Below are 23,510 nucleotides of genomic sequence, written 5' to 3' on the forward strand. Positions count from 1 at the left end.
GCGCCCCTTCGGGGTGTGGATCAGTGGGCGTGGCCCTTGTCCCAGTCTTCCTGCTTGGGCAGTTGCTCGAAGGTGTGTTCGGGCGGCGGCGAGGGCAGGGTCCATTCCAGGGTGTCGGCGTATTCGTTCCAATAGTTGTTCTCGGTCACCTTGGCGCCGCGGAACAGCGACCAGGCCATGATCCCGAAGAAGAAGATGAACGAGGCGAAGGACAGGAAGGCGCCGAGCGAGGACCAGTAGTTCCAGAAGGCGAAGCCCTCGGGGTAGTCGATGTAGCGGCGCGGCATGCCCTGACGACCCAGGAAGTGCTGCGGGAAGAAGGTGAGGTTGGCACCGATGAACATCATCCAGAAATGCAGCTTGCCCGCCCATTCCGGATATTGCCGGCCGGTCATCTTGCCGAAGTAGAAGTAGACGCCGGCGAAGATGGCGAAGACGGCCCCGAGGCTCATCACGTAGTGGAAGTGCGCAACGACGTAATAGGTGTCGTGATAGGCGCGGTCGACCGGGGCCTGCGACAGGACGAGGCCGGTGACGCCACCCACGGTGAAGAGGAAAAGGAAGCCGAAGGCCCAGAGCATCGGCGTCTTGAACTCGATCGAGCCCTGCCACATCGTGGCGATCCAGCTGAAGACCTTGACCCCGGTGGGCACGGCGATGACCATCGTGGCCAGCATGAAGTAGCTCTGCTGGGTCAGCGAGAGGCCCACGGTGTACATGTGGTGCGCCCAGACGACGAAGCCCAGCACGCCGATGGCGATGATCGCCATGACCATGGGCAGGTAGCCGAAGATCGGCTTGCGCGAGAAGGTGGCGATGACGTGGCTGATGATCCCGAAGCCCGGCAGGATGATCATGTAGACCTCGGGGTGACCGAAGAACCACAGGATGTGCTGATAGAGGACAGGGTCGCCACCGCCGGCCGGGTTGAAGAAGGTGGTGCCGAAGTTGCGGTCGGTCAGCAGCATGGTGATGGCGCCGGCCAGAACCGGCAGCGACAGCAGGATCAGCCAGGCGGTGACGAAGATCGACCAGGCGAAGAGCGGCACCTTGAACAGTGTCATGCCCGGCGCGCGCATGTTCAGGAAGGTGGTGATGATGTTGATCGCGCCCAGGATCGAACTGGCCCCCGAGACGTGGATGGCGAAGATCGCGAGGTCGGTGGAATAGCCGGCCTCTGACGTCGAAAGCGGCGGGTAGAGCACCCACCCGAGCCCCGAACCCGCCTGATCGTTGCCGCCCGGGGCAAAGAGCGAGGCCACGGCCAGCGCCACGCCGGCCACGTACATCCAGAAGCTGAGGTTGTTCAGCCGCGGGAAGGCCATGTCGGGCGCGCCGATCTGCAACGGCATGAAATAGTTGCCGAAACCGCCGAAGAGCGCGGGGATCACGACGAAGAACATCATCAGCACGCCGTGGTAGGTGATCATCACGTTCCACAGGTGGCCATTGGGCGTGCATTCCGCGGCGGAGGGGAAGAGGCGCGCACCTTCCATGCACATGAACTGCACGCCCGGATGCATCAGCTCCATCCGCATGTAGACGGTGAAGAGCACCGAGATCAGCCCCGCGACCGCCGAGACGACCAGATAGAGAATCCCGATATCCTTGTGGTTCGTGGACATGAACCAGCGGGTGAAGAACCCAGGTTTGTGCTCTGCCCCGTGGCCCTGAACGGCTGCGTCGGCCATGTCTTGCCTCCTGTTGACATGTAGCGGGCGGTTGGCAGGGGGTCTCCTTCCGCGGCCCGAAATTATCTAACTTTCTAGAAGACGGACCCCTTTCCGGCAATGGTCCGTTTTGATCCAGATCAAAAAAATTTCCCCTAAGGTTGAACGTGGGGTGAAGTGTTCGTGTCGTTTGGTGCGAGCCGGAGCGGGGTGCGGGCGGGAAAAAGCGGTCGTCGCGACGGTGATTCCGAGCCCCGGGGCGGTGGCCGCTGGTGCCGGGTGGAGGGAAGGGCGGACGGCCGGGGATAACCATGCACCCGGTCCGAGGGCGGCAAAGAAAAAGGCCTCCGCCATGGCGGAGGCCCTTGCCGAAGGAACGGGGCTTGATGCTCAGGAGCCGTCGCCCTCTGCCTCGCTGGCCTCGCCGTCGGCAGGCGTGTCGCTGGCGGGAGCGTCGGAGAAGGTGGCGAGGTAGGCAGCCATGTCTTCCTGGCCCTGGGTCAGCTTGAAGGCCATCTTGGCATTGGCGCTGTCATCGCCGAGATACTCGCGCAGGAAGCCGCGCGGATCGGAGATGTAATCCTGAATGTTCTCGGTGGTCCAGACGAGCCCCTGTTCGCCGGCGGCCACGATGTCGCTGCCGTAGCGGAACCCGGGGTAGGTGCCTGCCTGGCGGCCGATCACCCCGTAGAGGTCAGGACCGGTGCGCCCTCCCTTGACGAAGACCTCGTCCTCGGAGGCGATGGAATGGCAGGCCTTGCACTTGCGGAAATCCTTCTCGCCCGCAGCGGCATCGCCTGCGGCCATGGCCGGTGTCAGGGCCGAATTTACGAGAAGAAGCGCTGCTGCGGCGGTGGACATCAAACGTGGCATGGAATTCTCCGGTCTCTGGGCGCGTCGGAGCATTTGTACCCCTCGCGGCGGAGATTGCAAAACGAAACCGGGGTGAAGCGGAATTTTCTGTTCAATTTAAAAGGGATATGGGGAATACCTGATTTTGACCAAAGTCGCGGATAGGGTCATTTCGCGACGGGGGGCGCGGCGCGGGCCCGGTTGGCGGCTGTTCGCCGATTCCGAGCGGCGCCTTGCCCGCGCCGGCCCGGCCCGGGTATATCCCGGGATCATGCCGGCGTGCGGCCCTGCCGGGGTAGTGGCGTGCGGGGCCGGCATGACAGGGAATTGCAGGACGAAGGAGAGTGCGGTGCAGGGGACGACGGAGCACGCGGCCGGGCACATCCGGGCGGGGGCGGGCGCGTGACGGTGGCGGAGGTGCTGCCCGGTACGGACGAGGCCGGGGCAAGGCGGCAGGCGCGGATCCTGAAGGCCGCGCGGCGGCTGTTCCTGAAGAAGGGGATCCGGCGCACGCCGGTCGAGGAGATCGCCCGGGCGGCCGGCATCGCCAAGGGATCGGTCTATCTGTCCTTTGCCTCGAAGGACGCGCTGTTCGCGGCGCTGGCCGTGGAGATGACCGACGGCTACCTGCAGCGGGCGCGCAAGGCGCTGACTGCGGAGACGGATATTCCGGATGCGGTGACTGCCTATCTGGAAGAGGCGGTGGGGGCGCCGGGGCGCGAACTGTTCTCCTCGGCCCATGCAGGCGAGCTGCTGAGTCACAGGATGGTCCGGGCCGAGGGCACGATCGAAGCCTACGAGGCGGCCCTGCTGGAGGACATGGAGGCGGTTCTGCGGATCGCGGCGCTGCCGGTGGAGGGAGGCCGGCAGATGGTGGCCGCGGCCCATGGCGTCCGGCACATGGCCGGGCAGACGCCCGAGGCCTATCGCGCGGCGCTGATGACGATGGTGCTGACGCTGCTGGCGGGCTTTGAGGCTCAGGCGACGGGGCGGGCCTCGGCGCTGGTCACCGGGGCGGCGGGGGCATCGCCAAAGACATCGGCAAAGGTCGACTGAAGCGCCACGTCGAGGTCATCCATGGTGACCGGCAGGCCGAGGTCGACCAGCGAGGTGACGCCATGGCCGGTGATGCCGCAGGGCACGATGCCGGAGAAATGCTCCAGCTCGGGTTCGACGTTGATCGAGAGACCGTGGAAGCTGACCCATTTGCGCAGGCGGATGCCGATGGCGGCGATCTTGTCCTCGCGCGGGGTGCCATCGGGCAGGGCGGGTTTTTCCGGGCGGGGCACCCAGACGCCGACGCGGCCCTCGCGGATCTCGCCGGTGATGGCGAATTCGCCCAAGGTGCGGATAACCCAGGTTTCCAGCTGATGCACGAAGGCGCGCACGTCGCGGCCGCGCCGGTTGAGATCAAGCATGACGTAGACGACCCGCTGACCGGGACCGTGATAGGTGTACTGCCCGCCGCGGCGGGTGTCGTAGACCGGGAAACGGCCGGGGTCGGTGAGATCCGCGGGTTTGGCCGAAGTGCCGGCGGTGTAGAGCGGCGGGTGTTCGACCAGCCAGATCAGCTCTTCCGCCTCGCCGGCCGCGATGGCGGCGGCGCGAGCCTCCATGAAGGCCAGGGCATCGGGGTAGGCCGTGAGGCCCTCGGTGGTGATCCATTCCGTCATGCCGGCGCACTAGACCTAAAAACTTGACAGGTCAACGCCGGCGGTCCGACACTCTCATTCATACTGGAATTACCAAGAATCGTTTTTCAATCCGCATTTCACGGGTTGTTAATGATTGTTAACGATTGAGGTCATTGGTGATGGCCGTGGTGAAGAGTGAGGAATTCCAATGAAGCGTTTTTCTATTGCGGCTGTTCTGGCCGTCAGCATGGCAATGGGGCCACAGGCCGCGATGGCTGACAACAGTGTCGTGGGCGGCATCGTGGGCGGAATTATCGGCTCCGCCATCATGAACTCCCAGCCGAAGCGGGTCTATCGCGCGCCGAGCAGTTCGAGCAGTTCCGCCAACAGCGCAGCGCGCCAGGCAAATCGCGAAACCCAGACCGCGTTGAACTACTTCGGCTTCAGCGCCGGAACGCCGGACGGCGTGATGGGCAGCCGCTCGCGGGCGGCGGTATCCGCCTATCAGGCTCACATGGGATATACACCGGACGGGCACATCTCGCCCTATCAACGGGATTTCCTGATTTCATCGTATTACCGTGCGCAATCCGGCGGCCCGGCGACGACACAGCTGATTGCCTCGAACCCGCAGGGCATCAAGGGATTGCTGATCGTCTATCGTGACGAGCAGATGAACGGCGGCGGCAACGGAGCGACGGCTTCGATCGGAGGGCATTACGGGTTGCCCAGCGTCGTGGCGGCGGCGGTCAACGAGATCGCCAAGAGCTCGGACCCCTCGGCTGAGCAGCTGGTGCAGCGCTCTGGCTTCATTCAGCTGTCGGACATCAACGGCGACGGGCAGACGGACTACATCATCGATACCTCGGTCACCGGCTCGGCCTTCTGGTGCAATGCCCAGAGCTGTGCGGTGCGGGTCTTTGCCTCGACCCCCGATGGATACGAGCGCAACGATTTCCAGGCCTTCAACGTGACGCCGGCCATGTTCACCTGTCAGCGCGGCACCTGCTCGAAGACGGGCGGGGCGGGCACGCAGATGGTTGCGGTGCCGTCCGCTCCGCAGCCCTCGATGCCGCAGACCCAGATGGTGGGCGCGCCGGTGCCTTCGGCGCAGCCGATGGTGCAATCGCCGGGCGGGACCATGGCCGCAGCTGCGCCCACTGGCATCCCGAACTTCTTTGGCGATGCCCCCGTGCAGGCATCGCTCAGCTCCTTCTGCACGAAAGTCAGCCTGGAGGCGGCCGGAGGCGGCTATGTGACCGCGGCCAGCATGTCGGACGCGCAGACGGCGCTTGGACAGCAGCTCTGCATGGCGCGCAATGCTTCCATGGCAGCGGGCGAGGAGCTGATGGCGAAGGTGCCGAACATGACGCCGGCCCAATTCGCCCAACAATGCGCGGGGTTTGGGGCCATGCTGAAAGAGCAGGTCGCGGCGGTCTCGATCCAGTCGCGCGAACAGGTCATGGAGGCCGTGAGTGCCCTGGTGCTGAGCTCGGGCATGGCGCCGAGCCAGCTGGCGGTGACGGCGCAGATCTGCATGTCGGCCGGCTATCGCACCGACGACCTCGATGCCGCGCTGGGCTCGGCGTTGGTGCTGGTGGCGTTGGGACAGGCGCCCTATGCCGAGCTGGTCGGGCACCACCTGAGCCAGGGATTCGGTGCCGCGAAGCGGCCTGACCTTTCGGTTGTCTGGTACGCGAAGGCGCTGGAATCGCTGGACAGTGGTGCGGCCCCCGTCTTTGCCGCCGGTCAGCCGGAGCGCAAGGAGCTGCTGCGCAAGGCCTCGATGATGCTGAGCGGCAATTCCGCCGCCGCACCGGCAGCCCCCACCGGGACACTGGTGCAGAGCCTGCCGGTGTTTGCCGTATCCGAGTGAGGGCCGCGCGGGGCGCGGGCATCGCGCCGGCACGGAGCCTCGGGATGGAGGGGCTGCCCTGTACGGGCGGCCCTTTCGCATTTCGGGGTGACAGCGACAAGGCAAGGTCCGGAAGGGCCCGTGCGCCTGCCGGTGGTCCATTGCGGCAGGCCGGGCAGGGCAGGATTTTGATATTTTTCGACGGCATGCATTTTTCTCTTCACATCCCCGAAAGGCTTCGGTAGAGAGCGCCTCACCAAGCCTAGACAGTGCGGTCGTGGCGGAATTGGTAGACGCGCAGCGTTGAGGTCGCTGTGGGGTAACTCCCGTGGAAGTTCGAGTCTTCTCGACCGCACCATTCTCCAGCAGAAAGTTGCCGGAGAGAGATTGGAAAATCCTCCACTCCCCTGTTTGATGTCGTGACATTCGAGTGCCGAACCCCTTGCGATTTCCGGTGTGCTTGACGGTCTTGCGCACCGGTCTTCTATGCAGCCCGTCGCGGAACATCGCCCCTTTGACCTGTTGACCCCGATGCAATGGCTGTTGTCGGGGAAGAGGTCCTCTTGACGGAAGGGGCCCGCGAGGTGGCCAACCGGCAACGGGCCCGGCTGCCTGCGACAGGAGGACGCTGCACGGAGCGCATACCCGTTCTCGCGAAACTCGGACTTGCATCTGCCGGCCCGGCATCAGATTGTACGATCAGGTGCAGGCTGAAGGCCTGCGTCGAAATCTGAAAGTAATGACCATCCGGAACCGGATGCCCCAAGGCGCCAAGGCGGACGACATGTCGCCAGGCGAAAAAGGGCAGGCCGGTTTCCTTTTGCTGTGGTGATGCCCGCCACGGTACGGAGAGCTGAATGTCGGAAGAATTGACCGCCCGTCGCCGCAGCCTGATCATGCTGGCGCTGGCTCTTGGCGGCTTTGCGATCGGCGTGGCCGAATTCGCCACCATGAGCATCCTGCCCTATTTCAGCCGGGAATTCGGCGTGACCGAGGCCCAGGCCGGTCATGCCATCAGCGCCTATGCGCTCGGTGTCTGCGTCGGTTCGCCGATCATCGCCGTGCTTGCGGCACGTCTCTCGCGCCGCGGCCTGCTTGTCGGGTTGATGGCCTTCTATGCCGTGGCCAATGGCCTATCGGCGTTGATGCCAACCTGGAATGCTTTTTTTGCGACGCGCTTTCTCGCCGGACTGCCGCATGGTGCCTATTTCGGCGTCGCGTCGCTCATGGCGGCCTCGCTGGTGCCCCGGGGCAAGCGAGGGCAGGCCGTGGCCAAGGTGATGGCGGGCCTGACGGTGGCCACCGTGCTGGGGGTGCCGCTCGCCAATATCTTTGGCGCGCAGGTGGGGTGGCGCTGGAGTTTCGTCTTCGTGACGGTTCTGGCGCTGACCTGTGCCGTGACGGTGCGGTCGCTCGCGCCGCGTCTGCCGGCGAACCTCGATGCGAGCCCGCTGCGTGAGCTTTCGGCGCTCAAGATCCGGCAGGTCTGGCTGACCCTGGCGATCGGGGCGATCGGCTGCGGCGGCATGTTTGCCGTCTACACCTATCTCGCTTCGATCATCATCGAGTACAACGGTGCGCCCGAAAGCGTCGTGCCGATCATGCTGATGGTCTTCGGGGCGGGGATGACTGCCGGCAACTTCCTGTTCGGCTGGCTGGCCGATCGGTCGCTGATGGGATCCGCCGGGCTGGCGCTGGTGTGCAACATTATCCTGCTGGTGGCCTTCTGGGCCGTCGCGGGGAACCTCTATGCCATGGCACCGGTTCTGCTGGCCATGGGGATGACCGGCGGGATCAGCACCGTGCTGCAGACGCGGCTGATGGATCTGGCGCAGGATGCGCCGACACTTTCGGCGGCGCTGAACCATTCTGCGTTCAACCTGGCCAATGCCCTGGGCCCGCTGCTCGGGGGCATGGCGCTCACGGCGGGCTTCGGCTGGCCCTCGGTGGGCCTCGTCGGTGCCGGGCTGTCGTTCTGCGGGCTGATCGTCTGGTACATCACCTGGCTGGACGATGCGCCCCGCCGCAGGGGGATGGTGGCGGGATGACCGCTACCGGTTGGGAGCGTTCCCATCCCGTCTGATCGCATTGCCGCAGACAATATCTGATGACTAGCGAAGGCGCCGGGGCTTGCAATCCCCGGCGCTTTCGCGATTTTCGATGCGACGTGCCCCTTGCGGGCCAGGAGCGACCATCCCAATTCCCGGAGGCCACCGCGATGCATGACGACCAGCCCGAGATTGCCGATATCCTGACACCGATCCTGACCGTCGAGCGGATCGAGGAAGATTTCTATCGCGGCATAGCGACTCCGGGCGGCAGCGGGCGCAGTTTCGGCGGGCAGGTCATTGCACAGGCCCTGATGGCGGCGACCCACACGGTGGGAGAGGAGCGCCCGAACCATTCCCTGCATGTCTACTTCATGCGCCCGGGCAAGGCGGACGAGCCGGTGCTCTACCGGGTGTCGCGGGACATGGACGGACGCAGCTTTGCCACCCGGCGGGTGGTGGCGATCCAGAACGGCAAGCCGATCCTGAACATGGCGGCCTCCTTTCAGGTGCAGGAGACCGGGTTGAGCCACCAGGAACCTTTCCCGGCCGGCGTGCCCGCGCCGGAGGAGCTGAAGAACGAACAGCAGCTGGCCGAGGCCTATGATGGCGACATGAGCGACAGGGTGCGGGCCTACCTTCGGCTGAACCGGCCGATCGAGGTGCGCCCCGTCGGCCCCTGTGCTCCCTTCGACCTGACGCCCAGTCGCGGCACGCAGTACCGCTGGATCCGCTCCAAGTTGCCGATGGCCGACGATCCGGTGCTGCATCGTGCGGCGCTGGCCTATACCTCGGACCTGGGGTTGCTGCAGTCGGCGATGACGGTGCACGGGCGTGCCTGGATCGAGGAGGGCGCCAAGGTCGCATCGCTGGATCACGCGCTGTGGCTGCATGGCGATTTCCGCGTCGATGACTGGCTGCTCTATGCGATGACGAGCCCCTGGACGGGCAATTCGCGGGGTCTGAACTTTGGCCAGATCTACACGCGGGACGGGCGCATGGTGGCCTCTGTCGCGCAGGAGGGCATGATCCGCTTCCCCGATGCGGACTGATCAGGCGGCGCCGGACGGTTGCTGCCGAATTCGGTGATCAATGGGAGCTGTCGCCAAAGGGTACGCCGACCGCGTGACGGTTCGGTGGCATTCCGCGCAGTTCGGCGACCCGCTCAGCGCCCGGAAGTGCCGAGGGGCAGCCGTGCGACCAGGTGGAACCGTCCGTCGCGGTCCTCACCGGCGAGGCAGAGATCGCGCACCTCGAAGGGGCTGGTTGGCAGGGCGGCGAGAACCGGGGCGAGAACGGCCTCGGTGGCGCGGGCCTCCTCGGGAGAGAGCCGCCCCGTGAGGGTCAGGTGAAAGCGGAACTCCTCCATCACATAGGGGTAGCCCCATTTCAGCAGCAGAGCCTCCTGGGTTGCGGAAAGACCGGCCTTGCGGCGGCGGACGAGCTCGGCCTCGGAGGCTGGGGCGCGGAAGGGATCGAGCCCGCGCACCATCGACGCGGCAAGGGCCGCGAGCGGGCCGGGATCGCCGAGGGGCGTGAGGGCCAGGAAGCTGCCGAGGCGCCGCAGCTGCAGCCCCTCCATGGTAAATGGGGCCTGTGCGGCGCAGAGGGCGCGGGCCGCCCCGAGCAGGTCCTCGGCCAAGCTCCCGTCAGGGAGGCGGAAGGGCGGTTTGATCGTGCCGTGAAACCCGTACTTGCGCGGCGCGGCAGTGAGCGCCGCGACGCTCTTCGGCAGCCCCGCGATCGCCGGCTGTGCGACCTCGCGGCCGGATTGCGCATCCCAGCCGAGCCAGGCGGCGGCCCAATCGGCCAGCGGGCCAGCTTCTGGCATGTAGTAGATCGCGTAACGGGTGAAGTCGGTCATGATGTGTTCCTTCTGCGTCGTGGCCTGATTACCGCAGTGGCGATGACAGGCAAGTGACGGATCGGGGGCGTGGTGAAATGGTGCGTGCGCGTGTCGAATGCCATCACTTTTCCGCGCGCAGGGTCTGTTTTGCAGGCTGTCTGGAGGGAGGGCAGGCACAGGATGGCAGGCCCTCGGGCGAGGCGTACGCGAGGGCGGCGGAGGGGCGGAGAGGGGGGCTTGCGATATCCAATTTGACCCGCCACCCTTGCAGCCGATCCGGTGCAACACTAAGACTCTGTTAGGGTCTGATCGCTAGGGATCGGATAGAACATCAAGGGCGGGGAACGCATGAGAGATCCGGCAGACTTTTACATGAACAACCTGGTGCCGATGGTCGTCGAGCAGACGAGCCGCGGCGAACGGGCCTACGACATCTTCTCGCGCCTGCTGAAGGAGCGGATCATCTTCCTCTCCGGCCCGGTGCATGACGGCATGTCGAGCCTGATCGTGGCCCAGCTGCTGCACCTCGAGGCGGAAAATCCCTCGAAGGAAATTTCCATGTATATCAACAGCCCGGGCGGTGTCGTGACCGCCGGCCTGTCGATCTACGACACGATGCAATACATCAAGCCGAAGGTCTCTACTCTGGTCGTCGGTCAGGCGATGTCTATGGGCTCCCTGCTGCTCGCAGGCGGCGAGGCCGGCATGCGCTTCTCGCTGCCCAACTCCGAGATCATGGTGCACCAGCCCTCCGGCGGCTACCAGGGGCAGGCAACTGACATCCTGATCCATGCCGAGCATACGAAGCGGCTGAAAGAGCGCCTTAACCGGATCTATGTCAAACATACCGGCCAGAGCTATGAAGCGGTTGTCGACGCACTGGAACGGGATAACTTCATGACGGCCGAACAGGCCAAGGACTGGGGCCTGATCGACGAGATCGTCGAGAGCCGGGTACAGCCGGGTGACAGTGCCGACTAAATCGGCCCAGGTCTTTTCCCGCCCGGCGGGAAAAGACCGTTTACCAACTTAGGCGTTGTGGCGCCGCGGGTGCTGTCCTAGTCTGTCGAACATGTTGTCGGGGGAGGGCCCCCGCCAGCACAGAGAGGCCCCCTTGGGGCGAAAGGTAGAACGTAAGATGGCGACGAATTCCGGCGGAGACAGCAAGAACACGCTTTACTGCAGCTTCTGTGGCAAGAGCCAACATGAAGTGCGAAAGCTGATCGCGGGTCCTACCGTATTCATCTGCGATGAATGCGTGGAACTCTGCATGGACATCATCCGGGAGGAGACCAAGTCCACCGGGCTGAAATCCACCGATGGTGTGCCGACTCCGAAAGAGATCTGTGCCGTTCTGGACGACTACGTGATCGGCCAGTCGACGGCCAAGCGTGTGCTCTCTGTTGCCGTGCACAATCACTACAAGCGGCTTAACCACTCGGCCAAGGGTGGGGATATCGAACTGGCGAAATCCAACATCCTGCTGATCGGCCCGACCGGCTGCGGCAAGACGCTGCTGGCGCAGACGCTGGCGCGGATTCTGGATGTACCGTTTACCATGGCCGATGCCACCACGCTGACCGAAGCCGGTTACGTGGGCGAGGACGTGGAAAACATCATTCTCAAGCTGCTGCAGGCGTCCGAGTACAACGTCGAGAAGGCGCAGCGCGGCATCGTCTATATCGACGAGGTCGACAAGATCACCCGCAAGTCCGAGAACCCCTCGATCACCCGCGACGTGTCGGGCGAGGGCGTTCAGCAGGCGCTGCTGAAGCTTATGGAAGGCACCGTTGCCTCGGTGCCGCCGCAGGGCGGCCGCAAGCATCCGCAGCAGGAGTTCCTGCAGGTGGACACGACCAACATCCTGTTCATCTGCGGCGGTGCCTTTGCCGGCCTTGACCGGATCATCGCGCAGCGCGGCAAGGGGTCGGCCATGGGCTTTGGTGCCGATGTGCGCGAGAACGACTCGCGCGGTGTCGGCGAGATCTTCCAGGATCTGGAGCCGGAAGACCTGCTGAAATTCGGGCTGATCCCGGAATTCGTCGGTCGTCTGCCGGTTCTGGCCACGCTGGAGGACCTGGACAGCGATGCGCTTGTCACGATCCTGACCGAGCCAAAGAACGCCCTGGTCAAACAGTATCAGCGCCTGTTCGAGCTGGAAGACGTGCAGCTGACCTTTACCGACGACGCACTGACCTCGATCGCCAAGCGCGCCATCGAGCGCAAGACCGGGGCCCGTGGCTTGCGGTCGATCCTTGAGGATATCCTGCTCGACACGATGTTCGAACTGCCGGGCATGGACGAGGTAGAGGAAGTGGTCGTGAACGAGGAGGCCGTCATGTCGGACGCGGCACCGCTGATGATCTACTCCGAAGCCAAGAAGGAAGAGGCGACCGCAGGGTGAGCCGTATTTCGGAATGAGACAATGAACGCCGGGCTCGTTGAAGGGCCCGGCGTTTGCATTTCCGGCCCTTGCCCGGGCGATGGGCGGGCAGAACGCCAGAAGGCGCCCAGACAGGAGAGGGCACAGCCGCCGATATGGGCGGCGAGATGCATCGGGTCTGGACCTTTCGCCCCTGATGGGCGATAGAAAAGGCAACACAGACGGAGGCTTTGATGGGCATTCTGAACTCTCTTTTCCACGGTGTAACCTGGTGGGATCACGCAACGGTCAACACGTCGCTCTACACGCGGCGCAAGGGCGTGAAGGTGGGCGAGGATACTCAGGGCAACGTCTTCTACCAGACCAAGGACGGCAAGCGCCGCTGGGTCATGTTCAACGGTGAGGTCGAGGCGTCGCGAATCGACCCCGACTGGCACGGCTGGCTGCACCACACTTTCGAAGAAGCGCCCACGGAACGCCCGCTCGCTCACAAACCCTGGGAAAAGCCGCATCACGAAAACCTGACCGGTACGCCGATGGCATATGCGCCTCCGGGCTCTATTGTCCGGGGTCAGCCGGTCGAGCGTCGGGATTACGAGGCCTGGAGCCCGGAATAAGGTCCGGCTCCGTCCGGGACGGAGCAGGTGAGGCAACAGGGGGCATCGATGTCCGAAAACACCACCGAAGTCATTGTGGGCGCCGGCGTACTGGCCGTTGCGGCCGCGTTTCTGTTCTACGCCGGGCAGGTTGCCGGCGTCGGCGGATCCTCCAGCGGCTATCCGCTCTACGCGACCTTCCGCTCTGTCGAGGGGATCAGCGCGGGCACGGATGTACGCCTGGCAGGTGTCAAGGTGGGCACCGTGACAGACGTGGTGCTGGACCCTACCACCTATCGGGCGCGCACGGACTTTACCGTCAAGAACGGGGTCGAGGTGCCGGACGACAGCGCGCTGGCAATCTCCTCTGAGGGGCTGCTTGGCGGCAGTTTCCTGGAAATCATGCCGGGCGGCTCGCCCTTCAACTACGAAGCTGGTGACGAGGTTCTGGACACCCAGAGCTCGGTCAGCCTGATCTCTCTGCTGCTGAAGTTCGTCGGCGGCGGCGGATCTGGAGAGTAACATGCGTTTTCTGAGTATTATTGCTGTCGCCGGCCTGATGGCCGGGGGCCTTGTGGCTTCGTCTTCGGTGGCTCAGGAAGAGGTCAGCGAGGGCACCGGCGCGACCCTGCGCGCGCTGGACAAGATGAACGCCGAGACGACGGACCTGACCCTGGAAAACGGTCAGACTATCCGCTACGGCAGCCTGCAGATCACGTTGAAGGAATGTCGTTATCCGGTTGGCAACCCCACGGGCGACGGCTTTGCCTATCTGACGGTCGAGGACATGCTCAAGCCCAGCAACGAGCCGTTGTTCCAGGGCTGGATGGTGGCCTCCTCACCGGCACTGAATGCGATGGATCACATCCGTTATGATCTGTGGGTGCTGGGCTGCGAGGTGCCCGAGGGCACGGTTGCGCCCATCGTGCCGCAGGTGGACCTGGGTACGGAACCCGAGGCGCCGGCGGACGAAGAGACTTTCGACTGAGTAGGCGGGCTGTGTGCGGGGCTGTCAGGCGGCGTGCTGCCGGGCCCTGTAGCGTTCCAGGATGCCTTCGGGCGTCTGGGCGATGTCCTCACGCGCCAGATCTGCCGATCCGGCGAGCGCCTCTGACAGCCGCGCGTGGTAATCCGCGCGGCTGATCTCGATGGCGCCCAGAGAGGCCAGGTGGGTGGTAAGGAACTGCGTGTCGAAAAGGGTGAAGCCCGCCAGGTTCAGCCGGTCGATCATCCAGGCAAGGGCAATCTTCGAGGCATCTGTCCGTCTTGAAAACATGCTCTCTCCGAAAAACGCCGTGCCCAGGGTGACGCCATAGACACCGCCGATCAGCGCTCCTTCGGCCGACCAGACCTCGAGCGAGTGGGCATAGCCCCTGTCGAAGAGGTCTTCGTAGAGGCTTGCGATTTCCTCGCTGATCCAGGTTTCCGCCCGGTCCGCACAGCCCTCAAGGACACCGGTAAAGTCCTCGTTAAATGTCACCCCATAATCGCCGCGCTTCAGTGTGCGGGCGAGGGAACGGGAGATGTGGAAACCGTCAAGGGGGAAGATGCCGCGCCGCCTCGGGTCGACCCAGAAGAGCTCGGGGTCGTCGCGGCTCTCGGCCATGGGGAAGATCCCGGACATGTAGGCCTGAAGCAGCAGCTCTGGAGTGATCGTGGCGTCGCCGTCTTTCATGACGTCTCATCATCACGAAAAACGGCGGGACCGCAATGGTCCCGCCGCTGAATGTCACCTATTGCGAGGGCATTATGCCTTCGGGAAGGTTTGTTCCAGCCAGTGTTCCAGCCAATGGATGTTGTAGTTGCCCGCCTGGATGTCATCTTCGCGCAGCAGCATCTCGAAGAGCGGGACGGTGTTCTCGACCCCGTCGACGATCAGTTCGCCGAGAGCCCGGTGCAGCCGTGCGAGCGCCTCGCGACGGTCGCGGCCGTGCACGATCAGCTTGCCGATCAGGCTGTCGTAGTAGGGTGGGATCTTGTAGCCGTCGTAGAGGGCACTATCCATCCGCACACCGAGCCCGCCAGGAGCGTGGTAGGCGGTGATGGTGCCGGGGCGGGGGGCAAAGCCGGGAACCGTCTCGGCATTGATGCGCACCTCGATGGCGTGACCGTTGATCTGCAGGTCGTCCTGGCTGAAGGAGAGGGGCATGCCCTCTGCCACGCGGATCTGCTCCCGCACTAGGTCGACGCCGAAGATCGCCTCGGTCACCGGATGCTCCACCTGCAGGCGGGTGTTCATCTCGATGAAATAGAACTCGCCGTTCTCGTAGAGGAATTCGATCGTGCCGGCACCAGAATAGCCGATCTCGGCCACGGCATCAGCGCAGACCTTGCCGATACGGGCGCGTTCCTCGGCGGTGATGCAGGGGCCGGGGGCCTCCTCCAGCACCTTCTGGTGGCGGCGCTGCAGCGAGCAGTCGCGTTCGCCGAGGTGCACGGCATTGCCCTTGCCGTCGCCGAAGACCTGGATCTCGATGTGGCGCGGCGTGGTTAGGTATTTCTCGATGTAGACTTCATCGTTGCCAAAGGCGGCCTTGGCCTCGGAACGGGCGGTCTGGAAGGCGCGCTCCATCTCGGAGGCGTTATGGGCGACCTGCATGCCGCGACCGCCGCCACCGGCCGTGGCCTTGATGATGACGGGATAGCCCATTTCCGCGCCGAGCTTCTTTGCCTCGTCGAGGGTGGGAACGCCTCCTTCGGAGCCGGGCACGCAGGGCACGCCAAGCTTCTTCATCGTGTCCTTGGCGGTGATCTTGTCACCCATGATGCGGATATGTTCCGCACGGGGGCCGATGAAGGTGATGCCGTGATCTTCGACGATCTGCACGAAAGCCGCATTTTCCGACAGGAAGCCGTAGCCGGGGTGGATCGCCTGGGCGCCGGTCACCTCGGCCGCGGCAATGATCGCCGGGATCGAGAGGTAGCTCTCGGTGCCGGAAGGCGGGCCGATGCAGACGCTCTCGTCGGCCATGCGCACATGCATTGCGTCGCTGTCGGCGGTGGAGTGGACGGCAACCGATTTGATGCCCATCTCCTGTGCCGCGCGGATCACGCGCAGGGCGATTTCGCCACGGTTGGCGATGAGGATCTTCTCGAACATGTCGACCCTCACTCGATGATCATCAGGGGCGAGCCATATTCGACGGCGGCCTTGTCCTCGACCAGGATCCGTTTGACCGTGCCGGACCTGGGCGCGGGGATATGGTTCATCGTCTTCATCGCTTCGACGATCAGAAGCGTGTCGCCCTCGGAGACGGTGTCGCCAACCTTGACAAAGGCCGGAGCGGTGGGCTCGGGCTGGAGGTAGACGGTGCCGACCATGGGCGAGGTGACGGCGCCGGGATGATCGGCGGGGTCATCGGAAGCCGCAGGGGCCGCCGCAGGCGCGGCGACGGGGGCCGCAGGCGCCGGTGCCGCAACGGGGGCCGGGGCAGGGGCCGCGAAGTGCGTTACCACTTCACCCTTGCGGCTGACCCGGACATTCAGCCCGTCGTCCTTGCCATATTCGCGTTTGACTTCGAGCTCGGTCAGCTCGTTTTCGCGCAGCAGTTCTGCCAGCGCCTTGATGAAGGCCACGTCTGCTTCATGCGTCTTGTCGGTCATTGCACCCTCGATCGGATATCCCGAGCGCCATCGTCAGCGCTCACACTAGTTGTCCTGCCTTATAGAGAAAGCGGTTCCCAGTGAAAAGCCGTGGATGACCAAGGCCGGTTTCCGGCGGAGCATGGCGCGGAAACCTTTGGAAAAAAGGTTCGGGCCGCCCCAGGGGAGCGGCCCGAATTGGTGATGGTTCATATAACCGCAATGGCGATGTTACGACTTGCCCAGCATGACGGGTTCGTCGTCGTTCACCTCGGTGGCCGTCTCGGGATCGAACTCGGCCATCGATTCCAGTTCGGCCTTTGTGTAGCCGGTGGCGTGCAGCTGCTCGCCATCCGAGGTCAGTTCCTCGAGCGGCAGGGCGACGTCATGTTCGCCGAGGCCCAGGAAGCCGCCGATTCCGACAACGGCCATTTCCTTGCCCTGAACCAGAACGACATTGTCGACTTCGCCGATGGTTTCACCCTGGTCGGACATCACCTCGGTCCCCACCAGTGCGCCGGCGGTCAGGGTCGAGGGGGCAACGGCATCGCCGAGGCTTTCCATGTCAGAGGCCACTTCGTCGGTGGTCTGTTCCATCGCCTCGCCGGCGTCATCGGCCCACTCCTCGGTTTTCTCCGAGGCCGCGTCGACCGCGTTGCCGGCCGCATCAGCGGTGGCCTTGGCTCCATCAACGATGGCATCGCCGGTGGCGTCAGCAGCTTCCGAGATCTCTTCGCCGGCGTCGTTGGTGCCCGCTTCGACCTCGGTGTTGGCGGTCACGTCGTTGTCGCCTGCGGTGATTGTGGTTTCCGTGTCGGCGGACAGATCGGCATCCGTGGACTGTGCCATGGCGGGCGTTGCGAGCAGGGCAATTGCGGCCACACCAGAGAGCAGAGTGTTGATCGGTTTCATGTCGTATCTCCTTTTCCGTCGGCTTTTACCGTCGTCTGGGCAATCAACACGGGGCAAGGCCACGGGGTTCCATTCAATTTTCCCGGATTGCGGGAAAGTCAGTCGGAAATGGTTGGGTGGCGCGGCGGAAGCCGAGACGGAAAGAGGCCCCGCGCAGTCGCCTGCCGGGGCCTCTCGTGGTCTTTCTTTCTGCGCCTGTCAGCGGTTCATGCGGTTCTCGATCAACTCGTCGACAACGGAAGGGTCGGCGAGCGTCGAGGTGTCGCCAAGCGCGCCATAGTCGTTTTCCGCGATCTTACGCAGGATCCTGCGCATGATCTTGCCGGAGCGCGTCTTTGGCAGGCCGGGGGCCCATTGGATCAGGTCCGGCTTGGCAATAGGGCCGATCTCGGTGCGCACCCAGGCCTCGAGTTCCTTGCGCAGCGCGTCGGAGGGCTCCTCGTCGTTCATCAGGGTCACGTAGGCATAGATGCCCTGGCCCTTGAGTTGATGCGGATAGCCGACCACGGCCGCTTCGGCGACCTTGGCATGTGCCACAAGGGCGCTTTCCACCTCGGCGGTGCCCATACGGTGGCCGGAGACGTTGATCACGTCATCGACCCGCCCGGTGATCCAGTAATAGCCGTCGGCATCGCGACGGCAGCCGTCGCCGGCGAAGTAATAGCCCTTGTAGTCGGAGAAGTAGGTTTTCTCGAAGCGCTCGTGATCCCCCCAGACGGTGCGCATCTGACCCGGCCAGCTGTCCTTGATGGCCAGCACGCCCTCTGTCGCGGTTTCGTGCAGTTCCTCGCCGGAGGTCGGCTCTAGCACCACCGGCTGCACGCCGAAGAAGGGCTTGGTCGCCGAACCGGGCTTGAGCGCCACGGCCCCCGGCAGGGGGGTGATCATGTGGCCGCCGGTCTCGGTCTGCCACCAGGTGTCGACGATGGGCAGTTTGCCCTTTCCGATGTGGTCGTTGTACCAGTTCCAGGCCTCGGGGTTGATCGGCTCACCCACGGTGCCCAGAACCTTGAGCGAGGAAAGATCGTTGCCCTCGACATAGGACAGTCCCTGGCCCATCAGGGCACGGATGGCGGTGGGGGCGGTGTAGAACTGGTTCACCTTGTGTTTCTCGATCACCTGCCAGAAGCGGCTGGCATCGGGGTAGGTGGGGACACCTTCGAACATCACCGTCGTGGCGCCATTGGCGAGTGGGCCGTAGACGATATAGGTATGGCCGGTCACCCAGCCCACGTCCGCGCCGCACCAGAAAATATCGCCGTCGTGGTAGTCGAAGGTGAGCTTCTGCGTCATCGCCGCATAGAGCAGGTAACCTCCCGTGCTGTGTACCACTCCCTTTGGCTTGCCGGTCGAGCCGGAGGTGTAGAGGATGAACAGCGGATCCTCGGCGCCCATCGGGCGGATCGGGCAATCGGGCGCAACCTGTTCCATCATCGCCTTGACGTCAACGTCACGGTCCTGGATCCAGGTCGTCTGATCGCCGGTGTGCTTCACCACCAGGCAGCGCACCTTGTCGGAGCAGTGCAGCAGGGCGGCGTCGGTGTTGGATTTCAGCGGAGTGCGGCGGCCGCCACGGGGGGCGGTATCGGCGGTGATCACCACCTTTGCGCCGCAGTCGTTGATCCGGTTGGCCAGCGCATCGGGCGAGAACCCGGCAAAGACGATCGAATGGATCGCGCCGATGCGGGCGCAGGCCAGCATGGCATAGGCGGCCTCGGGGATCATCGGCAGGTAGATCACCACCCGGTCGCCGCGCATGACACCCTGCGCGAGCAGGACGTTGGCGAAACGGCAGACCTTTTCATGCAGCTGGGCATAGGTGATGTGCTGCGCGGGCGTGTCGGGATCATCGGGTTCGAAGATGATCGCCGTCTGGTCGCCGCGGGTGGCCAGGTGGCGGTCGATGCAATTGTGGGAGACGTTCAGAATTCCGTCTTCGAACCATTTGATCGAGACTTCGCCGAGCTTGAAACTGGTGTTCTTGACCTTGGTGAAGGGTTCGATCCAGTCCAGGCGCTTGCGGGCCTCCTCGCCCCAGAAGGACTCGGGATCATTGACCGATGCGGCGTACATTTCCTCGTAGCGGGCGGCATCGACATGGGCATTGGCCACGAAGTCCGCGCTCGGCGGATAGGTCCTTGCGGCGGGCTGGTCGGTTTTCGGATCGATTGTCATGTCAGACATCACGGGCTCCTCATCGCGTGATCTTCATCTTTTACTTAAGTCCCGGAACCGGTCAGGTGCAACCGATGCTTTGGCCGCACTTGCCCGTGTCGCGGAAAGCAGCGGTATCAGATGGCCAGGTATTCCGCGCGCAACTCTTCGTTCGTCAGCACCTCCTGGGCAGATCCGTCGAAGACCACCGAGCCGGTGTCCAGGATCACCGCACGGTCGGCAAGTTCCAGCGCGCGCACGGCGTTCTGTTCAACCAGAATGGTAGTGATGCCCTGTTCCTTGATGACGCGGAGGGTCTTCTCGATCTCGTCCACGATGACGGGGGCGAGCCCTTCGTAGGGCTCGTCGAGCAGCAGCACCTTGATGTCGCGGGCGAGCGCGCGGGCAATGGCGAGCATCTGCTGTTCGCCCCCGGACAGGGTCACGCCCTCCTGTTTGCGACGTTCGCCGAGGCGCGGGAAGAGATTGTAGAGGCGGTCGAGGGACCAGCCGATCGGCGGTGCGATCTGCGCCAGCTGGATGTTCTCTTCGACCGTCAGGCCGGGAATGATCGAGCGGTCCTCGGGCACCAGGGCGATGCCGGCCTGCGCGGCCTGGAAATCGGACATGTTGTGCAGTGGCTGGTGGTCGAGCCAGATCTCGCCCTTGGTCAACATCGGCTCTCGCATCCGGGCGAGGGTCCGGAGCGTCGATGTCTTGCCGGCGCCGTTACGGCCCAGCAGGGCCAGGATTTCGCCCTCGTGGACGTTGAAGCTGATGTTCTGGACGATGTAGCTTTCGCCGTAATAGGCCTCGATGTTCCAGGCCGAGAGAAAGGCCGGAGCCGTTTCGGCGTAGTTCTTGCCCTTTGAAAAGTCCGGTTTGACGTTCATCTGATATCCCCCTTATGCCGCAGCGGTTTCGCCGAGGTAGGCTTCGCGTACCTTCGGGTTGCCCTTGATGTTTTCGGGCGCGTCCTCGACCAGGGGCGTGCCCTGGGCCAGAACGGTGATCCGGTCCGCCAGCGAGAAGACAACGTGCATGTCGTGTTCGATGATGGCGATGGTGATGTCGCGGGTCTCCTTGATCTCCTTGAGCAGGTCGATCGTGTTGTTGGTGTCGGCCCGCGCCATGCCCGCGGTGGGTTCGTCGAGCAGGAGCAGCCGAGGCTGCTGCGCCAGGCACATCCCGATTTCGAGACGCCGCTTGTCGCCACGGGACAGGGCGCCGGAATGCATGTCGCGTTTCTCGATCATGTTCATGTCGGTCAGCATCTTCTCGGCCCAGTCGCGGATCTCGCCCTGGCCTGCGACACTCTGCAGGCCATTCAGCTTGAAGGCGCCATCCCGCTTGGCGAAGCAGGGGATCATCATGTTTTCCATCACCGTCAGATCGGTAAAGATCTCTGGCGTCTGAAAGACCCGGCTGATGCCCAGCTGGTTGATCTCGTAGGGGGTGCGGCCCAGCACCGACTGCCCGTCGAACATGACCGATCCGGTATCCGGGATCAGCTTGCCCACCAGGCAGTTGAGCAGGGTGGACTTGCCTGCGCCGTTCGGTCCGATGATGGCGTGCACCGTGTTTTCGCGAACCGAGAGATTGACCTCGCTCAGGGCCTGCAGGCCACCGAAGCGCTTGCCGACGTTCTTGACTTCAAGAATTCCCATGGTGGTCTCCTGTCATTCGGCGGGGGTGGAGGTGGATTGCGTGGACTTCTCGGCAGACTTCCTGGATTTGCCGCGGACCAGCCGACCGATGCGCTGGCCACCTTCGACAAGGCCACCGGGCAGGAAAGTCACAACCAGCATGAAGAGAAGGCCGAGGGTCAGGTGCCAGCCCGAGCCGACGAAATGTTCCAGGGTCCAGACAACCGAGTTCTCGACCGGATCGGGGAAAGCGTCGAACCAGCCATGCAGCACATGCTCGTTGATCTTGGAGAAGATGTTCTCGAAGTACTTGATGAAGCCCGCGCCCAGGACAGGGCCGATCAGGGTGCCTGCGCCGCCGAGGATCGTCATCAGAACGACCTCGCCTGAAGCGGTCCACTGCATCCGCTCCGCGCCGGCGAGCGGGTCCATCGAGGCGAGCAGGCCGCCGGCCAGGCCCGCGTACATGCCGGAGATCACGAAGGCCGCGAGGGTGTAGGGGCGGGTGTTCAGGCCGGTGTAGTTCAGGCGGGTTTGGTTTGATTTCACGGCGCGGAGCATCAGGCCGAAGGGCGAACGGAAGATGCGGATCGAGACGTAGAAGGCCAGCATCAGCATGACGGCGCAGAGGTAGTAGCCGACGTTGAAGCTGAAATCCCATGGGCCGATCGCGAGGCTGAAGGTATCGCGCATCTCGAGGCCGAAGAGGCTGGTGGCGGGAATGCCGCCGGAGGCGGTGACGCTCTCGCCGAGGATGCGGGGATCCTCGAGCGACAGTTGCAGCCCGGTTTCGCCGTTGGTGATCGGCGTCAGCACGGAATAGGCTAGGTTGAAGGACATCTGTGCGAAGGCGAGGGTGAGGATCGAGAAGTAGATCCCGGAACGCCGCAGGCTGACATATCCGATCAGAAGCGAGAAGAGCCCGGCGAAGATGATGGCGAGGATGATCGCGGGGATCACGTTCATGCTGAGCAGCTTGAACATCCAGACCGCCGAGTAGCTGCCCACTCCGAGGAAGGCCGCGTGGCCGAAAGAGAGATAGCCGGTGAGCCCGAAGAGGATGTTGAAGCCGATGGCGAAGATCCCGAAGATCGCGAAGCGCTGCATCAGGTCGGGGTAGCCGGCGTTGAACTGCGCCATGGCGCTGTCGGTCGGGAAGGGGTTGAGGATGAAGGGCGCGCCGAAGGCGAGAATGGCGACGACACCCAGAAGGATAAGGTCTTTCTTGTTGATACCCAGCATGGATTAGTCCTCCATCACGCCCTTGCGACCCATCAGGCCACGGGGACGCGCAAGCAGAATGATGATTGCGGCGACGTAGATGATGATCTGGTCGATGCCCGGCAGGATCGACTTGATCGCGTTCATCGAGGCGAAGCTCTCGAGGATGCCGAGCAGGAAGCCGGCCAGCACCGCGCCGGGGAGACTGCCCATGCCGCCCACCACGACGACCACGAAGCTGAGCACAAGGAAATCCATGCCCATGTGGTAGTTTGGCGAGTTGATCGGCGCGTACATGACGCCTGCCATCCCGGCGACGGCGGCGGCCAGGCCGAACATGATGGTGAAGCGGCGGTCGATGTTGATTCCGAGCAGGCCCACGGTCTCGCGGTCGGCCATGCCGGCACGGACGACCATGCCGAAGGTGGTGAATTGAAGGAAGGCGAAGACGGCACCGATGACCAGCGCGGCGAAGGCAAAGTAGACCAGGCGCCAGTAGGGATAGATGATGACGTTCGGATCCATGCCGAGCAGCGCGCCGAAATCGAAGGAGCCACGGAAAGCGTCAGGCGCGGGTGTCGCGATCTGGTTGGCGCCGTAGTAGTGCTTGATCAGCTCCTGCAGAACGATCGCCAGGCCGAAGGTGACGAGGATCTGGTCAGCGTGGGGGCGACGGTAGAAATGCTTGATCAGCCCGCGCTCCATGATGACGCCCACGATGAGCATCACGGGGATCGAGAAGAGGATCGCCAATGGCACAGACCAATCGATCAGGAAATGCCCGAATTCGGGGCCGAACCAGGCCTCGACATAGGGGGTCTTGACCACCATCGGATTGCCGAGGAAGTCGGTGCGCGAGGGGTCGATCGTCTCGAAGGAGACATGCAGCAGCTGGTTGAGCGAGACTGCGCAGAAGGCGCCGATCATGAAGAGCGCGCCATGGGCGAAGTTCACCACGCCGAGTGTGCCGAAGATCAGCGTCAGGCCAAGGGCGATGAGCGCATAGGCGCTGCCCTTGTCGAGGCCGTTGAGGATTTGCAGGATGATTGCGTCCATGTTCCCCACCTGGGTTGTGCGTTTTACAGGGGTGCGTCGGGCATGCCCCCAGCGA

Annotated in this window: 22 protein-coding genes and 1 tRNA gene; 10 read left to right on the top strand and 13 right to left on the bottom strand. The window is 63.9% G+C overall.

The features are described 5' to 3' along the window. Positions 1-20 precede the first annotated feature (20 nt). Together ctaD and AC0WR5_RS06030 are read right to left on the bottom strand one after the other, a co-directional pair. Positions 21-1,691, bottom strand: a complete 1,671-nt coding sequence (ctaD, locus tag AC0WR5_RS06025; RefSeq protein WP_475867649.1) for a cytochrome c oxidase subunit I — start codon at positions 1,689-1,691, stop codon at positions 21-23. A 369-nt stretch (positions 1,692-2,060) separates the two neighbouring features. Then, positions 2,061-2,543 (bottom strand): c-type cytochrome, encoded by a 483-nt coding sequence (locus AC0WR5_RS06030; RefSeq protein ID WP_475867650.1) that lies wholly within the window; start codon positions 2,541-2,543, stop codon positions 2,061-2,063. A gap of 381 nt (positions 2,544-2,924) precedes the next feature. On the opposite strand from AC0WR5_RS06030, the gene AC0WR5_RS06035 reads away from it, so the two are divergent. Then, entirely contained in the window at positions 2,925-3,578 is a 654-nt protein-coding gene (locus AC0WR5_RS06035) for a TetR/AcrR family transcriptional regulator (RefSeq protein ID WP_475867651.1), read from the top strand. Here the strand turns inward: AC0WR5_RS06035 and lipB are convergent. Continuing rightward, a complete protein-coding gene (lipB, locus tag AC0WR5_RS06040; protein ID WP_475867652.1) occupies positions 3,500-4,195 on the bottom strand; it encodes a lipoyl(octanoyl) transferase LipB in 696 nt (231 codons plus the stop codon). The two genes, AC0WR5_RS06035 and lipB, sit on opposite strands and share 79 nt — an antisense overlap. 169 nt (positions 4,196-4,364) lie before the next feature. Here lipB and AC0WR5_RS06045 point away from each other — a divergent pair, with 169 nt between their 5' ends. From AC0WR5_RS06045 to AC0WR5_RS06060, 4 genes are all read left to right on the top strand, one after another. Next, entirely contained in the window at positions 4,365-6,032 is a 1,668-nt protein-coding gene (locus AC0WR5_RS06045; RefSeq protein WP_475867653.1) for a peptidoglycan-binding domain-containing protein, read from the top strand. A 250-nt stretch (positions 6,033-6,282) separates the two neighbouring features. Continuing rightward, a tRNA-Leu gene (locus AC0WR5_RS06050) sits at positions 6,283-6,369 on the top strand. 499 nt (positions 6,370-6,868) lie between these two features. Further along, entirely contained in the window at positions 6,869-8,059 is a 1,191-nt protein-coding gene (locus AC0WR5_RS06055; protein ID WP_475867654.1) for an MFS transporter, read from the top strand. 170 nt (positions 8,060-8,229) lie between these two features. Continuing rightward, positions 8,230-9,111 (top strand): acyl-CoA thioesterase, encoded by an 882-nt coding sequence (locus AC0WR5_RS06060; protein ID WP_475867655.1) that lies wholly within the window; start codon positions 8,230-8,232, stop codon positions 9,109-9,111. Positions 9,112-9,224: 113 nt separating this feature from the next. On the opposite strand, the gene AC0WR5_RS06065 is transcribed toward AC0WR5_RS06060, so the two are convergent. Continuing rightward, positions 9,225-9,923, bottom strand: a complete 699-nt coding sequence (locus tag AC0WR5_RS06065) for a DUF1045 domain-containing protein (protein ID WP_475867656.1) — start codon at positions 9,921-9,923, stop codon at positions 9,225-9,227. Positions 9,924-10,253: 330 nt separating this feature from the next. Here AC0WR5_RS06065 and AC0WR5_RS06070 point away from each other — a divergent pair, with 330 nt between their 5' ends. From AC0WR5_RS06070 to AC0WR5_RS06090, 5 genes are all read left to right on the top strand, one after another. Then, entirely contained in the window at positions 10,254-10,886 is a 633-nt protein-coding gene (locus AC0WR5_RS06070) for an ATP-dependent Clp protease proteolytic subunit (protein WP_475867657.1), read from the top strand. A gap of 157 nt (positions 10,887-11,043) precedes the next feature. After that, positions 11,044-12,309: an ATP-dependent Clp protease ATP-binding subunit ClpX gene (gene clpX / locus AC0WR5_RS06075; protein WP_475867658.1), complete on the top strand. Its 1,266-nt coding sequence runs from the start codon at positions 11,044-11,046 to the stop codon at positions 12,307-12,309. 212 nt (positions 12,310-12,521) lie between these two features. Next, a complete protein-coding gene (locus tag AC0WR5_RS06080; RefSeq protein ID WP_475867659.1) occupies positions 12,522-12,905 on the top strand; it encodes an NADH:ubiquinone oxidoreductase subunit NDUFA12 in 384 nt (127 codons plus the stop codon). 48 nt (positions 12,906-12,953) lie between these two features. Next, complete coding sequence (gene mlaD, locus AC0WR5_RS06085) at positions 12,954-13,406, top strand: outer membrane lipid asymmetry maintenance protein MlaD (protein ID WP_475867660.1); 453 nt, start codon at positions 12,954-12,956, stop codon at positions 13,404-13,406. Between the two features lies 1 nt (position 13,407). Continuing rightward, entirely contained in the window at positions 13,408-13,872 is a 465-nt protein-coding gene (locus tag AC0WR5_RS06090; RefSeq protein ID WP_475867661.1) for a DUF2155 domain-containing protein, read from the top strand. A gap of 24 nt (positions 13,873-13,896) precedes the next feature. Here the strand turns inward: AC0WR5_RS06090 and aat are convergent, their stop codons facing one another. From aat to AC0WR5_RS06135, 9 genes are all read right to left on the bottom strand, one after another. Continuing rightward, positions 13,897-14,559, bottom strand: coding sequence for a leucyl/phenylalanyl-tRNA--protein transferase (gene aat, locus AC0WR5_RS06095; RefSeq protein ID WP_475867662.1), 663 nt, complete (start codon positions 14,557-14,559; stop codon positions 13,897-13,899). A 72-nt stretch (positions 14,560-14,631) separates the two neighbouring features. Beyond that, entirely contained in the window at positions 14,632-15,984 is a 1,353-nt protein-coding gene (gene accC / locus AC0WR5_RS06100; protein WP_475867663.1) for an acetyl-CoA carboxylase biotin carboxylase subunit, read from the bottom strand. 8 nt (positions 15,985-15,992) lie between these two features. After that, the gene (gene accB, locus AC0WR5_RS06105; protein WP_475867664.1) at positions 15,993-16,487 is read right to left on the bottom strand and encodes an acetyl-CoA carboxylase biotin carboxyl carrier protein; all 495 of its coding nucleotides are present in this window, start codon (positions 16,485-16,487) and stop codon (positions 15,993-15,995) included. Positions 16,488-16,697: 210 nt separating this feature from the next. After that, a complete protein-coding gene (locus tag AC0WR5_RS06110; protein ID WP_475867665.1) occupies positions 16,698-17,378 on the bottom strand; it encodes a PRC-barrel domain-containing protein in 681 nt (226 codons plus the stop codon). 198 nt (positions 17,379-17,576) lie between these two features. Further along, entirely contained in the window at positions 17,577-19,553 is a 1,977-nt protein-coding gene (gene acs, locus AC0WR5_RS06115; protein ID WP_475868910.1) for an acetate--CoA ligase, read from the bottom strand. Positions 19,554-19,669: 116 nt separating this feature from the next. Beyond that, the gene (locus AC0WR5_RS06120; protein WP_475867666.1) at positions 19,670-20,425 is read right to left on the bottom strand and encodes an ABC transporter ATP-binding protein; all 756 of its coding nucleotides are present in this window, start codon (positions 20,423-20,425) and stop codon (positions 19,670-19,672) included. Positions 20,426-20,437: 12 nt separating this feature from the next. Further along, complete coding sequence (locus AC0WR5_RS06125) at positions 20,438-21,199, bottom strand: ABC transporter ATP-binding protein (protein ID WP_475867667.1); 762 nt, start codon at positions 21,197-21,199, stop codon at positions 20,438-20,440. A 12-nt stretch (positions 21,200-21,211) separates the two neighbouring features. Next, entirely contained in the window at positions 21,212-22,420 is a 1,209-nt protein-coding gene (locus AC0WR5_RS06130) for a branched-chain amino acid ABC transporter permease (RefSeq protein ID WP_475867668.1), read from the bottom strand. A gap of 3 nt (positions 22,421-22,423) precedes the next feature. Further along, positions 22,424-23,455, bottom strand: a complete 1,032-nt coding sequence (locus AC0WR5_RS06135; RefSeq protein ID WP_475867669.1) for a branched-chain amino acid ABC transporter permease — start codon at positions 23,453-23,455, stop codon at positions 22,424-22,426. Positions 23,456-23,510: the final 55 nt, after the last annotated feature.

Source organism: Pseudooceanicola sp. DL12, assembly GCF_056270665.1.

Bases quoted from the DNA above. Each gene is read 5' to 3' on its own strand.
- ctaD (WP_475867649.1), bottom strand. From the start codon at position 1,691: ATGGCCGACGCAGCCGTTCAGGGCCACGGGGCAGAGCACAAACCTGGG.
- AC0WR5_RS06030 (WP_475867650.1), bottom strand. From the start codon at position 2,543: ATGCCACGTTTGATGTCCACCGCCGCAGCAGCGCTTCTTCTCGTAAAT.
- lipB (WP_475867652.1), bottom strand. From the start codon at position 4,195: ATGACGGAATGGATCACCACCGAGGGCCTCACGGCCTACCCCGATGCC.
- AC0WR5_RS06045 (WP_475867653.1), top strand. From the start codon at position 4,365: ATGAAGCGTTTTTCTATTGCGGCTGTTCTGGCCGTCAGCATGGCAATG.
- AC0WR5_RS06055 (WP_475867654.1), top strand. From the start codon at position 6,869: ATGTCGGAAGAATTGACCGCCCGTCGCCGCAGCCTGATCATGCTGGCG.
- AC0WR5_RS06060 (WP_475867655.1), top strand. From the start codon at position 8,230: ATGCATGACGACCAGCCCGAGATTGCCGATATCCTGACACCGATCCTG.
- AC0WR5_RS06065 (WP_475867656.1), bottom strand. From the start codon at position 9,923: ATGACCGACTTCACCCGTTACGCGATCTACTACATGCCAGAAGCTGGC.
- AC0WR5_RS06070 (WP_475867657.1), top strand. From the start codon at position 10,254: ATGAGAGATCCGGCAGACTTTTACATGAACAACCTGGTGCCGATGGTC.
- clpX (WP_475867658.1), top strand. From the start codon at position 11,044: ATGGCGACGAATTCCGGCGGAGACAGCAAGAACACGCTTTACTGCAGC.
- AC0WR5_RS06080 (WP_475867659.1), top strand. From the start codon at position 12,522: ATGGGCATTCTGAACTCTCTTTTCCACGGTGTAACCTGGTGGGATCAC.
- mlaD (WP_475867660.1), top strand. From the start codon at position 12,954: ATGTCCGAAAACACCACCGAAGTCATTGTGGGCGCCGGCGTACTGGCC.
- AC0WR5_RS06090 (WP_475867661.1), top strand. From the start codon at position 13,408: ATGCGTTTTCTGAGTATTATTGCTGTCGCCGGCCTGATGGCCGGGGGC.
- aat (WP_475867662.1), bottom strand. From the start codon at position 14,559: ATGAAAGACGGCGACGCCACGATCACTCCAGAGCTGCTGCTTCAGGCC.
- accC (WP_475867663.1), bottom strand. From the start codon at position 15,984: ATGTTCGAGAAGATCCTCATCGCCAACCGTGGCGAAATCGCCCTGCGC.
- accB (WP_475867664.1), bottom strand. From the start codon at position 16,487: ATGACCGACAAGACGCATGAAGCAGACGTGGCCTTCATCAAGGCGCTG.
- AC0WR5_RS06110 (WP_475867665.1), bottom strand. From the start codon at position 17,378: ATGAAACCGATCAACACTCTGCTCTCTGGTGTGGCCGCAATTGCCCTG.
- acs (WP_475868910.1), bottom strand. From the start codon at position 19,553: ATGACAATCGATCCGAAAACCGACCAGCCCGCCGCAAGGACCTATCCG.
- AC0WR5_RS06120 (WP_475867666.1), bottom strand. From the start codon at position 20,425: ATGAACGTCAAACCGGACTTTTCAAAGGGCAAGAACTACGCCGAAACG.
- AC0WR5_RS06125 (WP_475867667.1), bottom strand. From the start codon at position 21,199: ATGGGAATTCTTGAAGTCAAGAACGTCGGCAAGCGCTTCGGTGGCCTG.
- AC0WR5_RS06130 (WP_475867668.1), bottom strand. From the start codon at position 22,420: ATGCTGGGTATCAACAAGAAAGACCTTATCCTTCTGGGTGTCGTCGCC.
- AC0WR5_RS06135 (WP_475867669.1), bottom strand. From the start codon at position 23,455: ATGGACGCAATCATCCTGCAAATCCTCAACGGCCTCGACAAGGGCAGC.